Below are 13,987 nucleotides of genomic sequence, written 5' to 3'. Positions count from 1 at the left end.
GGCAACCATAACAATTCCTCCCACAGAAATTTCGGCGCCCGTAATTCGAGATTACGGATGCCGTCTTTTTAGGTGCCGGATCGATCAGCTGGCAGATGCCGCGGCAACGGCTGCAACCCAGGCGTCATAGGCTTCGGCGCCGACCTCGTCGCGATACTGCAAACGCACGCTTTCGGTTTTGTCAGCAAAGGCCTGGCGCTGTTCAGCTGTCAGTTCGAGCACTTCCACACCCGCAGCACGGATTGTTTCAAGCTGTTCTGCATCCTCGGAAGACACCAGTTCTTGCTGATACGCGCCGGCTGCCGCCATCGAGTCGCGCAGAAGCTGCTGATGGTCAGCCGACAGGCCGTTAAACGCCATCTGGCTGATGACCGGGATGTAGACGGCAAAGACGTGACCGGTTGTCGACAGGTGCTTTTGCACTTCGTAAAAACGCTGCGAGGTGATGATGGCCAGCGGGTTTTCCTGTCCGTCGATCACACCCTGTTGAAGCGCCGAGTAGACCTCGCCAAAATTCATTGGGGTCGGGTTGGCGCCAAGCGTTTCAAAGGTCGCTACGTGCGCAGGTACTTTCATGGTGCGCAACTTTACGCCTTCGAGATCCTCTGGCGACGCAATCGGACGCACGTTGTTGGTGACGTTACGAACGCCAAGCTCAAGCCAGCCAAGACCCACGAGACCCTGCTTGTCGAGGCGTGCAATCATGCTGTCACCAGCTTCGCCCTCAAGCACTTTGAAAGCGATATTCTTGGATGCATACATGTAAGGCAATTCAACAACAGCAAACGCCGGATCCCATCCTGCAAAGAATGAGGACGGCGGAATAGCCATTTCAAGAACACCGGTCTGAACACCTTCGATCATTTCCCGGTCAGGTCCCATTTGTGATGACGGGAAAATCTGAACGTCAATCTCCCCTCCCGAACCGGCTTCGACCAGCTCTTCAAACTTGAGCATCGCGCGATGCATGTGGAACGTTTCACTGGCGCCGTGACCGATTTTGATGACTGTTCCGGCTGACGCACTAAGTGCAAAGCCAAGAGTGAAAGCCGCGCCGAGCGCGAGAGAAGTTTTTTTGAACATGTTTCCTCCAGAGTTCAAAATGACATTTCATTTTACGATCTCATATCTGGTATATCAGATATTCTGTAGCAAAGTAAACAATTTTGAGTTAGGCTGGTTTCATGGCGCGCAGGGAGACACATGTGACACAAGTAACGGTTCTGAAAATTGAGCGCCCACAAACGCTTACCGACATAGCCGCAAACCATATTCGCGAGGCAATCATCCGTGGCGATTTTCGGCTGGGAGAGGCTCTTACAGAAATTTCTTTGTCCAGATTTCTCGGAATCAGCAAAACACCCGTGCGTGAGGCCCTTTCTTCTCTAAAACGCGAAGGCCTAATACAAAGCGATTCTCAAAAGGGTGTTCGGGTGTTTACGCTGACCGCTGACCAGCTACATCAACTTTGCACCTATCGGTTTACGCTGGAATCTGCAGCGGTTGATCTGGCCCTCGAAAACGATGCTGAGGGATTGTGCAAGTGCCTGAATGACATCTGCGCAAGCATGGCTGAGGCACGTCTGTCAGGGAGTTTTGACAGCTATCTTAAGCTTGACCGGGATTTTCACGATGCATTCTTTGAGTTTTCTGGAAATCAGTTTCTGAAGGAAGGCTACAAAAGCGTCAGCCATAAGGTCTCGACCTTACGGACTTACCTGTCGCGGGCGCCACTGCGTACCGACAAATCCTATTCTGAGCATCTTGAAATTGCCAAATCGCTAAAATCAGGCCGTCACACGGAAGCGAAGCAGGTCCTCAGCGAACAAATTGATCGCGGCAGCAATGCGCTTGACGAAATCATGAAAAAAGACAGCTTGTGATACATCACATTGAAATCTGATGCGCCCCCTCAGTCCAAAAAACCATGCCGCATTCCCTGTGCGATGAGGTTGGCCGTTGAACGGCTGCATGCACTTGGCAGGTCATAGACCGTCGCCAGTCGGGTCAACGCTTTGACATCAACATCATGAGGCATCGGCGAGAGCGGGTCTGTAAAGAAAACAAGTGCATCCAATTTTTCCTCGCAAATCAATGCACCGATTTGCTGATCGCCTCCAAGGGGGCCACTTTTTAGCGCAGTAACCTTCAGCTCTGGATAAGTTTGCAGTAACATCCCACCTGTTGTTCCTGTCGAAACAATTTCAGCATCTTGGAAAACATCAAGGTTTTCTCCGACCCATGCGACCAACCGTTCCTTTTGGGCGTCATGCGCGACGAGCGCCAGCCGACAGAGCCTGCCTGGCGACCTGTCAGGACTACTGCGTCGCCCCGTCACGCTGCGTCCAGCTCTCTGTATGCCGTCACAAAGGCTCTCGCGCGTTGTTTCAGGGCGTGATTATCGTAGGACGGTTTGAACAGTGCCGATCCCAAGCCAAACCCATTTGATCCCGCTTTATAAAAATCAACCATAGTTTCCGGTGTAATACCGCCAACTGCAGCCACAACTGCATCCTTTGGCAAAACCGCGCGCATCGCTGAAATCGCCTTGGGCGGAACAAGCTCGGCCGGGAAGAATTTGAGGACAGATGCCCCCAGTTCCAATGCTGCGAAGGCCTCGGAAGGTGTCATTACACCGGGGCACCACTTGCCGCCCAGCTCGACCGTTCGTTTGCCAACGGCTGGATTCATGTTGGGAGACACAATGATTTGCCCGCCCACGCCAATGACGTCCGTCGCCTGTTGTTCTGTCAGAACAGTGCCTGCTCCGACGATAACACTGTTTCCGTGTTTCCTTACGATAGCTTCGATAGACGTCAACGGATCTGGTGAATTTAGCGGAACTTCTATGATCCGAAATCCGGCATCGACCAGAATGTCTGCAACCTCAATCGCCCTAACTGGCTCGAGGCCGCGCAGAATTGCGATCATTGAATTGTCAGATAGTGCGTTTTCCCAAAGGGTCATGATAGTAATCCCGCCGATTTTGCGATTTCAAAATGTCCCCGGGCACAAATGTTCGAGGGGGCTCTGCGACTGGAATGCCCAGCCACTGACAAGGCGATCTCGTAGCGGTCCGCAAGGTCGCCGCGTCCGACAATTGTCACTTGCCCTGCCTCAATATCACTTGAGCCAGAGGAAATTTCAGCGCCAATCAGCATGCCCGAGAGATAGTCAGCCGCCATTTCAGCGGAGATTTTCTCAAACAAGGGCATGGTTCGGACGTGGAACAACGTATTCAGCAAGTCACCAGCGGCGCTCAGGCCTTCGTTGACGCCAATCCTGAAGCCTTCTTCGCTGAATTCACCGTCCTTCATCAAAGTTCCAAGGATTGTATGGCCTTTGAGTGCAGCAAACAGTTCACCAGTCATGTAGGTTTTGTAGTCTTCAATGCCGCCGTCTTTGACCACAAGCCATTTGCTGTGCGTTCCGGGAAGGACATAAATGCCGTCACCCAGCCCCATTGCAGCGGCCCCTATGATCTGGGTTTCCTCTCCGCGCATGACATCCGGTGCACCATCGTGTTCGGCGGTCATACCCGTCACAAACTGTATGGAGATACCTTTTGACGATTTGAACGGCACCAGCACTTTGGCCAGGTCGTTTTTTCCAGCAGGAACCTGAACATAAGGCGTCTCAACCCAACCATTACGGCTGGTGATCATGCCCGATGCGATGACTGGCAACGGTGTTTCGTCAACCCAGGCCCCGATCAGATCATGAAAGGCCGCGTCAAAGTCACGACCCTTCACGTTCATGATGCCCTGAGAGGTGGAAACCTCGTCCAGAATGTCTCCGTCTGAATTGATAAGAAAGGCCCGGAGTGAGGACGTGCCCCAATCCAGACCGATCAGTGCTGCATCAGATGCGACCGAATTCATTCAGCAGATCCTCAACAGTTTTACCTTTGGCAACCCACTTGCGGGTTTCTTCTTCGCGGTCAGCCTGTTCCTGTGCAAGACGCACAGTTTCCTCGGCGATCTCTTGCGGGATCACAACGACCCCCATCAGATCGGCCACGATAAAGTCACCGGGGTTCACGACGACACCGCCGCAGGCGATTGGGACGTTAATCGATAGCTCTTCCTTGCGTTGGGAGAACATCGTATGCGTGCCGCGTGGCGTGATTGCTTTTGTCCAGATCGGCCAGTTGATATCTTCCAGTTCGTCCGTGTCGCGACCGGTACCATCCACAATCATGCCGCGGATTCCACGGTTCTGGGCCAATCCGCCCATAAGACCGCCGCAGACCGACGTTTGCAAATCGCCACCTGCATCAACAACGATCACATCACCCGGCTGAGCCATTTCAAGCGCCCTCAAAGGGTCGACCAGATCGCCCTTTGACAGTTGAACCGTCACGGCCTGACCGGTCACTTTGGCACGAAAGGCAGGCTTGATGGCACTGTCCATCACGCCGGTACGGTACTGCACATCAGCAAAGATGGCGGCTGCGGAATACGCCTCCAGCACCTTGTCGAATTTTTTCAGCAGTTCCGGATTGCGGTCAAAATCATTGAAGACCCTGAGGTCTGTGCTCACATCGGGCATGTTAATCTCCTGTTATGCGGGTGTTGCGGCCAATGCCTCTGCATTGACTGTGTAATCGGGTGTTTGTTTGGTCAGCACCTTGGCCACTTGGGTGGCGGCAATTGTGCGCGCGGCTGTGATCGACTCTTCCGAGTAATACGCTGCATGCGGTGTCACCACGACGCTCGGAAGCGCAAAGATCGGGTTGTCACCCGGATCCCAGCTGGCGCGTTTCGCAGGCTCTTCCTCGGGGTCATCAAGACCAGCAGCGGCCAGATGGCCTTCGGTCAAAGCACGATAAAGCGCCTTGTTGTCCACCGTCGGGCCACGGCCCGTGTTGACAAGAATCGCACCGGGTTTCATCGCGGCAAATTCAGCATCCGACAGAAAGTACTTTGTGTCAGGCGTCATCGGAGCCTGCATCAGGATGTAATCTGAACGGGCCAAAAGGTCGGCCTTAGAGACCAGCTCTGCCCCATTTTCGCGCGCAATTGCTTCGGGCAAAAACGGATCATAGGCGATCACATTCACCCCAAAAGCACACGCGCGTGCGGCAATGGCCTGGCCGATTTTGCCAAATGACACAACGCCCATGGTTCTGCCTCGCAAGCGATAGATCGGCTTGCCGCTTTGCCATTGCCAGATGCCCTTGTGCGTCGCCCGGTCATAGTCGGGCAGCTTGCGGGCAAGGGTTAGCCACAATGAAATCGCGTGATCCGCGACCTCTTCGGTGCAATAGTTTTGCACGTTGGTGACCAGAATGTTTCGGTCCGTCGCGGCCTTGACGTCGACGATATCAACGCCAACACCATAGCGCGCGATCACTTCGCATTTTTGCATACGCGAAATGGTCTCTGATCCAATCCGCGCATACTGGTTCATCATAGCCGCGCAATCCTGCGCAACCTCAAAAAGATCGGCCTCAGACTTGGCCTGCAATGCGATGACTTCGGCACCAACGTTCTCGAGAATGGCGCGCTCGACGTCGACATCCCCATAGTCATAATCAGTGATCACGACTTTGGGGCGGTCAGACCTAAAGAGGGGGGCGCCGGGATCAGACATAGGCGCCAGCCGAATAGGTCAGTTCGTAAGAGTGACTGTAAAGTTCGAAGATGTTGCCAAACGGGTCTTCCATATAGACCATGCGATAGGGCTTCTCGCCCGGATAATATTCGCGCACCTGGCTCATGCGTTGTTTGCCACCAAGTGACTCAATAATCCTTACACGCTCTTCAACATTGTCGTCCTGCACACAGAAATGGAACAGACCACGACGCCAGTACTCAAAGGGACGCTCTTCTTCGATGGTATTGGGGAATTCGAACAATTCGATGCCAACACCGTCACCCATCGACATATGTGCAATGCGGAACTTGCCCCAGCCTTCACCGAAGACGTCATCGCACATCTGTCCGATGGCGCTGTCATCGTGCTGCACCTCAGTAGGTCCCATGATCACGTAAAGGCCAAATGCTTTGGAATAAAACTCGACAGCTTTGTCCAGATCCGGGACTGTGATCCCGATGTGAGAGAATGTCAGTGCGCTCATTTTGTTCGCTCCTTAAGTTTTCATTGATTAGAGAATGCTGCGGATGATTCCGCCTTCGACCCGGTGCGCAGCGCCATTGGCAGCCGCATTGGCCGACACCGTGACGATGGTGCGGGCCACCTCTTCGGCATGGACAAATCGTTGGATCAATGACGTTGGCTCATCAGATTTAAAGTAGTTGTCGATGATCTCGTCCATCGGCAGGCCCTTTTGCTTGGCCAAGCCGACAAAGTAAGCTTCGACACCTTCGGTCCAGGTTGGGCCGGGCAGCACAGAATTCACGCGGACATCGGTGCCCTTAGTCAGTTCAGCCATGCCACGGGTCAGGCCCAGCATCGCGGTCTTTGTGACCGAGTAATGCACCATCTGGGGTAAGGGTTTGACGCCTGCTTCGCTGGCCAGATTAACAATCGATCCGGTGCCGCGTTCCAGCATCGCAGGCAGGATCACCCGGCTGATACGTACCGCACTTAAGACGTTGATGTTAAAGTAAGTCATCCAGTCTTCATCGGTCAGATCTTCAAACGCCTTGACCGAGAAGATGCCAACATTGTTGACCAAGACATCGACATCACCCTGCGCCTCTGCAAACGCACACAGCGCGTTGGCGTCATCCAGATTGGTCAGATCACCGGCCTGCCCCACGACATTGCCGTGTTGCGACAGATCCGCGACCGCAGCGTCCACCTCGGCCTGGGTCAGGGCATGCACAATCACGCGCGCGCCTTCGTCGAGGTATGTTTTGGCGGTGGCCTTGCCGATGCCCGATCCCGAACCGGTGACCAGTACCAGTTTATCTTTCAATCCAAGGTCCATTTTTAGCTGTCCTTTGAAGTTGCGGGTTTTGCGGAAGATGCCCGCGATGCCGGTTGATCTGAGTGACCAAACAGCCGCCCAATGGTCGCGGAAAGCTCGGTACGCCACATGTCAATCCCAACCGCCAGCAGGATGATGGCCCCAAGCACGATGTTTTGAACCGACGACGGCGCTGCATTGAGGTTGAGGCCGTTTTGAACAATCACGATGGTCATCGCGCCCATTAATGTGGCGAGGATGTTACCGCGCCCGCCAGCAAGGCTGGCACCGCCCACAACGGCGGCCGCGATGGCCTGAAGTTCAAGGGTTTGACCATAATTCGGGGAACCCGAATTCAGGCGTGCGGACATCAACACTGCTCCAACGGCGGTCATGAAGCCAGCGATCACAAAGGTCATCGTCTGCACTTTGCGTACATTGATACCGGTCAGGACTGCCGCTGCCGGGTTGCCACCCACGGCATAAATCTCGCGGCCAAGCTTGGTAAAATTCATTATGAAAGCCGCGAGACCATAGAAGAAGACAAGGTAGAAAAACGGCATCGGGATACCGGCGACTTTGCCGTAAAACAGCGGCTCAAGTGCCGGATCGAGCGAGAAGATCGGCGAGCCGTTGTTAAAGGTCAGCGCCAACCCCCGGAACGCGATCAGCGCTGCCAGTGTCGTAATGAACGCCGGAATGCGTCCGTAGGCGGTGATGGCCCCAAGCACGAAGCCGAGCAATCCGCCAACAATCAATATCAGAGGCACAGCCATCATTAGCGGAATGCCCATGAATTTTAGCACCTGAGCCAGGATCATCGTCAGAAGGGCCACCATAGAGCCCGAGCTGAGATCAATGCCTGCCGCAAATATTACAATCGTCGATCCGATGGCGATGAGGGCAACAATGCTTACCTGAAGCGACAGGTTCGACAAGTTACCGGGGTTCAGGAACCGCTCAGTGGTCAGCGCCACAACAAGGGCAACAATCATCATTGCGGCAAACGGCCCGATCAGTTGGGAATCAAATATACGTTTCATTGGCGTTCCTCCGTCGCCGTGTAGTCCATCTGCGTCGCAGAGGCCCTCACCAGGTCGTCATGGGTAAGATCAGAAGCCGGAACAGTGCGGCTGATACTGCCGTGCTGCACGACGGCAATACGGTCGCTCATCGCCAGTAATTCGTCATGGTCAGAGCTGATCAAAATGATGGATTTACCGGCACGCGTTAGTGCATTGATTAGTTTGTAAACGGCGATTTTCGCACCGATATCAATACCTTGTGTCGGCTCGTCAAAAATCAGAACCTTGGAGTCCGAAAACAGCCACCGGGCAATCACAATTTTTTGCTGGTTACCACCAGACAAGAAGTTTACGGTTTTCTGTTCGGCCTGCGGCGAAATCTCAAGCTCTTCGATCAGCTTGTGGGTGCCCGCCTCTTCGGACTTCAAATTCAGGACGCCCAACCTGGACAATCCACCCAAGGATGCAGCCGTAATGTTGCCACTGGCACGGAAATTAAAGAATAGGCCGTCGAATTTTCGGTTCTCTGGCACCAGAGCGAGGCCCGCATCAATCGCGTCAATCTCGTGACGGACTTTCAAGAGTTTGCCATTGAGGGTGACGTTGCCACCGGTCAGCGTATCTACCCCAAATAGCGCACGCGCAATCTCGGTTCGGCCACTGCCCAACACGCCACCCAGTCCCAGAACTTCGCCTTTGTGCAGATCGAAGCTCACGTTTTCGACACCGTTCTTGGTCGACAGATTGCTGGCGGTCAGAACGATTTCGGCGCTGGCATTTTGTTCCTTGGGGTAGTGTTCGGCGATATCTTCGCCAACCATGGCGCTGACAATCTCGCTGACATTGATTTCTGTCTCACCGCTGGCGCGCACAACCCGCCCGGAACGCAGGATCGTCACTTCATCGACGATCCGCTCAACCTCGTCCAAGCGGTGGGAGACATAAAGAATAGCGGTGCCCTGACCGCGCATTTTGCGCAAAAGCGCATGCAGGCGCTCGATTTCGTCCTCGCCCAAGGCGGCGGTCGGCTCGTCAAGGATGATCATCCGGGCCTTCATCGCAACGGCCTTGGCGATTTCTACCAGCTGTTGTTCACCGACAGATAGATTTCCAGTGATGGCTTCGGGGTCAATATCGACTTCCATCTCAGCAAGAACAGACGCCGCAGAGGTATTTACCTGCTTCCAGTCAATCACCCCAAAGCGATTCCTTGGCATATTGCCGAGAAAGATGTTTTCTCCGACAGACAGGGTCGGAACGATGGAAAATTCCTGAAATACAGTGGCAATGCCCTTGTCGCGCGCATCCTGAGGATCGCCGATATGTGTTGCTTTACCTTTATAAAGGATTTGACCGCTGTCTGGCTGCTGAACACCCGAGAGCGTCTTGATGAGCGTGGATTTTCCGCACCCGTTTTCACCCAACAACCCGTGGATCGAGCCATCCAGCAATTTGATGCAGACTTTGTCGTTGGCCAGAACGCCGGGATAGGCCTTGCTAACGTCGACAAATTCCCAAAGAGGCGTCCTATTCTGATCCATGGAACCAAACCGATCCTAAGTGACTTGCATTTTAGAAGGGTGCTCTCCGACGCCCTTAGGAGCGGGTCGCCGGAGAGCGGGGAGTGACTTAGTATTTCTTCGAAGGCTGCGGGAAGAGCTTTTCAGGCTCTTGCAGAACCGCCGTCGCACCTGCCTGATCTTCGATCGAGGTGGGGGTTTCGATCCAGCCGCCAACGTAAGTCCCGTTCAGGGCATCCAATGTTGCGCTCATGGCGGCTTTGCCCATCAGGTAAGGCGATGTATTCACGGTCGCGGTGATGTTGCCGGCGGCAATTTCTTCCAGACCGGATGTGTCACCATCGTTGCCCAGCATGATCAGATCACCACGACCCAAGGCTTTGGCTGCGAAAGACGCGCCAATGATCATGTAATCATTGGCCGCAAAGACCAGATCCAGATCGGGGTGTGACTGTAGGATGTCCATGCCAGCGGTGTTGCCGCCTTCGACATTCCACTTGCCGTCAATCGACACAACCACATTGAAGTTCTCATTGCCTTCGATGCCATCAAGGAAACCACCGACGCGCTCGGTCGAGTGATATCCAGGCTGACCTTCGATGATGCCAACCTTCAACGGTTTGTCGCCATAAGTTTCAATCGCCCAATCGGCGATCGCGTGGGTGCCGTTGCGTTGCGAATAGCCAACGACGCCGTGGATCGGAGTTGGGAAGTTTGGGATGTCCGAGTTGATCATCAAAACTGCAATGCCCTGATCGACCGCCTTTTTCAGCAGAGGGGCAGCAGCAAATTCATCGTGTGTACCAAAGATGATCGCGTCGACATCCTGTGTAAGAACATCCTGAATCATTCCCATCTGACCGTTGATGTCAGCACCACTTTGCGGGGCCAGCATAAAGACATCTACGCCAGCTTCTTTGCCAACGGCTTTGATGCCTTCGCCAATCGCGATGTAATAGTTGAATTCGGTCGCAGGTGGCATGTAGGCGATGCGAAACGTCTCATTGCGAGGCTTAATCGCGCTGATAGGGGCTTGCGCGCCTTCTTTGAGCGGTACTGGTGTCGGATAGTCACCAGCCTGTGCTGCCGCAGCTGCGACCGTTAGGCTGGCAGCCAGTGCTATGGTTTTGAACGAATTGATCATGTTTTCCTCCCTGATCGGTGTTCTCAATTTCGAAAGGGCGTATCCTCCACGCCTTTGAAACCTGGTTTGACGGCAAAAAGACCTCCGGAGAGGGGCTCTTTTGCCAACGCGTCGTCATCGCTGTTCAAGCGGGACGTCGTGATAAAAAGTGTGTCGAGATTTTTGCCACCAAAGGCACAGCACGTCGGCTTCCAGACTGGCACTTCGATGACCTTGTCGATGATGCCATCCGGGGAAACCCGCACGACACGGCGCCCTGACCATTCCGCGTTCCAGACACCGCCCTCTGCATCAATGCAGGAACCATCCGGCAAGCCGGGCTCTCCTTCAAACGACGCGAACTGTCGTACGCCAGTCACCGCACCAACCTTTGGATCGTAGTCGTAAACCAGGATTTCTCGATTTGGGGTGTCTGCGAAGTACATAGCCTTACCGTCCACGCTGAAGCACGTTGAATTGGCGCAGGAGATGCCGGTGATCAACGTCGAAACGGTCAGGTCAGAATCGATGCAAATGACAGATGAATTTGCGGCACCAGAGACCTCGTTCATTCCCCCGACGATCAATCGTCCCTGACGATCCGTGCGCCCATCGTTGGCTCGGGTTTCCGGATTGTCAGGTTCAAAATCACAAATTTTCTCTTCTCTTCCACTATCAAGATCAAAAAGAGAGACGCGATTTGCAAAGGCCACAATCAGGCCGCCTGTATCGCATGCTGCGAAACAACAGACACGGTCGGGCATATCATAGACTTGGTGTGATCCCGCTTCTGGATCATAGCTCCAGATCGTACGGCCCTCTGTATCCGCCCACCAAACGCACTTGTCCTTGGGGTTCCAAAAGATCCCCTCACCGTGTTGATTTTTGCAATCAAGAACGAGTTCGGCGTGCATTCCGGCGGTCCTTTCAAAAAGAATCATCTGGTGTCTGATATACCAGCTTGCTTTAACTGGTGTATCAGATAATCTTTACCTTGCAACAATTTTTTAGGTGACCGAATGCCTCTTACACGTCCCAAATCTTTGAAAGAGCTTGCCCTCGAGCATCTTCGTGAGAGCATTGTTGATGGCACTCTCTCTATGGGGCAGGCGCTTTCCGAAAGGGGAATCTCCGAAGACCTTGGGGTCTCCAAATCCCCCGTACGGGAAGCTCTGGCGCAACTCCGGGATGAAGGGCTCGTGCATATTGAGCCACAGAAAGGTGTTCGCGTGTTTACGCTCAGTGAGGAAGAAGTTGCGCAGATATGCGACTTCAGACTGGCAATCGAATCTGCTGCTTTTGAACTCGCTCTGGAAAGAAGCGCTGAGGGATTGGCCCGTGAAATGGAAGACAACGTCGCAAAGATGAAGGTCGCGCAAAGGAAGGGTGACGTAAAAGAGTATTTGGCACTTGATACTGCCTTTCATCAGTTGATCTTCAAGCACGCAGGCAACTTGTACTTGGCTTCCAGCTACGAGCGCTATGTTGGCAAGATTGCGGCGCTGAGAACCCATCTTTCAGGATTGCCACGTCACACGGAGCTATCATTTGCTGAACACAAGGATTTGGCAATCGCCGTGCGCAAAAAAGATATGCCTACAGTTCGTAGCTTGCTGGTTGAGCATATTGACAGAACCCGAGCGACCTATTCCCTCACAGCGAACCAGTAAGTAACTCACAAAACAGACATTCTTAACGCTGCCTCTTATGGTTCGCGTTTGAAAATGAGTGATCAACCTTTCTCTTCTGGAAGGGTTGGTTTTTCATTTTTGATTCCCTGCCTCCAGTCAAGATGCTGAATTATATTAATAATTTTAAATTGACATCTGATATACCAGACACCAATGTTGATGTGGGAGGAATTTGATGCGACACGAATCTGTTAGTGTGACAGGTGTAACGACTGGGCAAAGCCCATTGTTTACACTGTCCGGAGTCAAAAAATCTTTTGGATCGAACCTCGTCCTCGACGGCATCGACTTCGAACTTTTGCCCGGCGAAATCCATGCATTGGTCGGAGAAAACGGGGCGGGGAAATCCACCTGTCTGGGCCTGCTTTACGGTTTGCATCAGCCCACAGATGGCGAAGTGCAGCGAAACGGACAGCAGGTCCGTATCGAGAGCCCTTCACACGCACAAGCACTGGGCATCGGCTGTGTTTTTCAGGAGTTGAGCCTGGCCGGCGGCCTGTCAGTCGCCGAGAATATTTTTGCTGGCCGTGCCCCATCCCGTTTTGGCGTCGTCGACTGGCCGGAATTGCGCCGCCGTGCAGAAGCACTGCTGGCAGAGTTTGATCTGTCCATCAATGTGTCCCAACCTGTCGACAGCCTGCCTATCAGCACGCGCCAGATCGTCGAAATCGTCAAGGCGATCTCGATGGATTCGCAAATTCTGCTGTTGGATGAGCCTACGTCGGCCCTGACGCCAGACGAAGTTGATGCCTTGTTCAAGGTGTTGCGTAAACTGACGGCCAAGGGAATTGGCATTGTTTATGTCAGCCACCACATGACCGAGATTTTTGCCATCGCTGACCGGATTTCCGTGCTGCGTGACGGCAAAAAAATCAGCACAACGCCAACCGGTGGCACTTCGCAGGGCAAGGTGGTCGCCGAGATGATCGGCGGCGCCCACCCCGGTGAGGTTGAGCGCAGCGATGACCAGCTTGGCGATGTTGTGATCGAGGTGGAAGGCCTGACCAGCCCCGATCATTTTATGGACGTTTCCTTTGGCGTGCGTTCAGGTGAAATCCTTGGAGTTGCGGGTCTGCTCGGCTCGAAACGTAGCGAAATCATGCGATCTCTTGTGGGCCTGATGCACGGGCACTCCGGAAACATTAAACTACGTGGTAAGAGCGCAAATTTCCACTCGTTGCGAGACGCAATGCGCGCTGGCATCGGATACGTTCCGGAAGAGCGTAAAACCGAAGGCCTGTTCCTCGAAGAGACGCTCTACAACAACCTGGCCGCGGCCAGTCTCGACAAACATACGCGCTTTGGACTGATCCGACGTCGCTCGGTCATGGAGGCCAGCGAACGCGCCATAAAAGCGTTTGGCGTGAAAACCCGAGGCCCGGAAGAGATCATCGGCTCACTGTCAGGGGGCAATCAGCAAAAGATCATGCTGGCCAAATGGCTGGAACGCGCACCCGACCTTTTGATCATCGAAGAACCCACAAAAGGCGTGGATGTTGGTGCCAAATTTCAGATCCACACCGAACTGCAGCGGCGAGCTGCCGAAGGTATGGCGATCATCGTTGTGTCTTCGGATTTCCCAGAACTGGTATCGCTATCCAGCCATATTCTGGTGGTGCACGAAGGTCGTGTCATGGGTGACGTGGCAGCACATGACGCCACCGAAGACAGCCTGTTGCAAATGGCTGCCGGGCTTTCAGCCAACGGCGGCCGCCCCTCTGCACCCCTTCAGAAAGGAATGAACCCGTGAG

15 protein-coding genes are annotated in these 13,987 nt (G+C 53.8%); 3 read left to right on the top strand and 12 right to left on the bottom strand.

From position 1 onward, the window contains the following. Positions 1-84 precede the first annotated feature (84 nt). Positions 85-1,083, bottom strand: coding sequence for a TRAP transporter substrate-binding protein (locus G6R15_RS09160; protein ID WP_164659565.1), 999 nt, complete (start codon positions 1,081-1,083; stop codon positions 85-87). A 122-nt stretch (positions 1,084-1,205) separates the two neighbouring features. Here G6R15_RS09160 and G6R15_RS09155 point away from each other — a divergent pair, with 122 nt between their 5' ends. After that, positions 1,206-1,883 (top strand): GntR family transcriptional regulator, encoded by a 678-nt coding sequence (locus tag G6R15_RS09155; protein WP_164659564.1) that lies wholly within the window; start codon positions 1,206-1,208, stop codon positions 1,881-1,883. A 29-nt stretch (positions 1,884-1,912) separates the two neighbouring features. On the opposite strand, the gene G6R15_RS09150 is transcribed toward G6R15_RS09155, so the two are convergent. From G6R15_RS09150 to G6R15_RS09100, 11 genes are all read right to left on the bottom strand, one after another. Beyond that, positions 1,913-2,338: a methylglyoxal synthase gene (locus tag G6R15_RS09150; RefSeq protein ID WP_164659563.1), complete on the bottom strand. Its 426-nt coding sequence runs from the start codon at positions 2,336-2,338 to the stop codon at positions 1,913-1,915. Continuing rightward, positions 2,335-2,967, bottom strand: a complete 633-nt coding sequence (locus G6R15_RS09145) for a 2-dehydro-3-deoxy-6-phosphogalactonate aldolase (protein WP_164659562.1) — start codon at positions 2,965-2,967, stop codon at positions 2,335-2,337. The genes G6R15_RS09150 and G6R15_RS09145 overlap by 4 nt, the downstream gene beginning before the upstream one ends. After that, on the bottom strand, positions 2,964-3,881 hold the full coding sequence (locus tag G6R15_RS09140) for a 2-dehydro-3-deoxygalactonokinase (protein ID WP_164659561.1): 918 nt from the start codon (positions 3,879-3,881) through the stop codon (positions 2,964-2,966). Before G6R15_RS09140 ends, G6R15_RS09145 begins: the two co-directional genes overlap by 4 nt. Continuing rightward, entirely contained in the window at positions 3,862-4,551 is a 690-nt protein-coding gene (locus tag G6R15_RS09135; protein WP_164659560.1) for an RraA family protein, read from the bottom strand. The genes G6R15_RS09140 and G6R15_RS09135 overlap by 20 nt, the downstream gene beginning before the upstream one ends. A 12-nt stretch (positions 4,552-4,563) precedes the next feature. After that, positions 4,564-5,547 carry a C-terminal binding protein gene (locus G6R15_RS09130; protein WP_240336710.1) on the bottom strand — a complete coding sequence of 328 codons (984 nt, stop codon included), beginning with the start codon at positions 5,545-5,547 and terminating at the stop codon, positions 4,564-4,566. A 40-nt stretch (positions 5,548-5,587) separates the two neighbouring features. Beyond that, complete coding sequence (locus G6R15_RS09125) at positions 5,588-6,082, bottom strand: lactoylglutathione lyase family protein (RefSeq protein ID WP_164659558.1); 495 nt, start codon at positions 6,080-6,082, stop codon at positions 5,588-5,590. A 27-nt stretch (positions 6,083-6,109) separates the two neighbouring features. Next, positions 6,110-6,898 (bottom strand): SDR family NAD(P)-dependent oxidoreductase, encoded by a 789-nt coding sequence (locus G6R15_RS09120; protein WP_164659557.1) that lies wholly within the window; start codon positions 6,896-6,898, stop codon positions 6,110-6,112. Positions 6,899-6,900: 2 nt separating this feature from the next. Beyond that, positions 6,901-7,920 carry an ABC transporter permease gene (locus G6R15_RS09115; RefSeq protein ID WP_164659556.1) on the bottom strand — a complete coding sequence of 340 codons (1,020 nt, stop codon included), beginning with the start codon at positions 7,918-7,920 and terminating at the stop codon, positions 6,901-6,903. Next, complete coding sequence (locus tag G6R15_RS09110) at positions 7,917-9,443, bottom strand: sugar ABC transporter ATP-binding protein (protein ID WP_164659555.1); 1,527 nt, start codon at positions 9,441-9,443, stop codon at positions 7,917-7,919. The genes G6R15_RS09115 and G6R15_RS09110 overlap by 4 nt, the downstream gene beginning before the upstream one ends. 88 nt (positions 9,444-9,531) lie before the next feature. Then, positions 9,532-10,566, bottom strand: coding sequence for a sugar ABC transporter substrate-binding protein (locus G6R15_RS09105; protein WP_164659554.1), 1,035 nt, complete (start codon positions 10,564-10,566; stop codon positions 9,532-9,534). A gap of 23 nt (positions 10,567-10,589) precedes the next feature. Further along, the gene (locus tag G6R15_RS09100) at positions 10,590-11,486 is read right to left on the bottom strand and encodes an SMP-30/gluconolactonase/LRE family protein (RefSeq protein WP_240336709.1); all 897 of its coding nucleotides are present in this window, start codon (positions 11,484-11,486) and stop codon (positions 10,590-10,592) included. 78 nt (positions 11,487-11,564) lie between these two features. Between G6R15_RS09100 and G6R15_RS09095 the strand changes: the two genes are divergently transcribed. Together G6R15_RS09095 and G6R15_RS09090 are read left to right on the top strand one after the other, a co-directional pair. Beyond that, positions 11,565-12,215 carry a GntR family transcriptional regulator gene (locus tag G6R15_RS09095; protein WP_164659552.1) on the top strand — a complete coding sequence of 217 codons (651 nt, stop codon included), beginning with the start codon at positions 11,565-11,567 and terminating at the stop codon, positions 12,213-12,215. A 196-nt stretch (positions 12,216-12,411) separates the two neighbouring features. Beyond that, positions 12,412-13,986 (top strand): sugar ABC transporter ATP-binding protein, encoded by a 1,575-nt coding sequence (locus G6R15_RS09090; RefSeq protein WP_164659551.1) that lies wholly within the window; start codon positions 12,412-12,414, stop codon positions 13,984-13,986. Position 13,987: the final 1 nt, after the last annotated feature.

This window comes from Tropicibacter sp. Alg240-R139, assembly GCF_900537075.1.
GTDB lineage: Bacteria > Pseudomonadota > Alphaproteobacteria > Rhodobacterales > Rhodobacteraceae > Falsiruegeria.
This window is presented reverse-complemented; position numbering and strand designations above follow the sequence as displayed.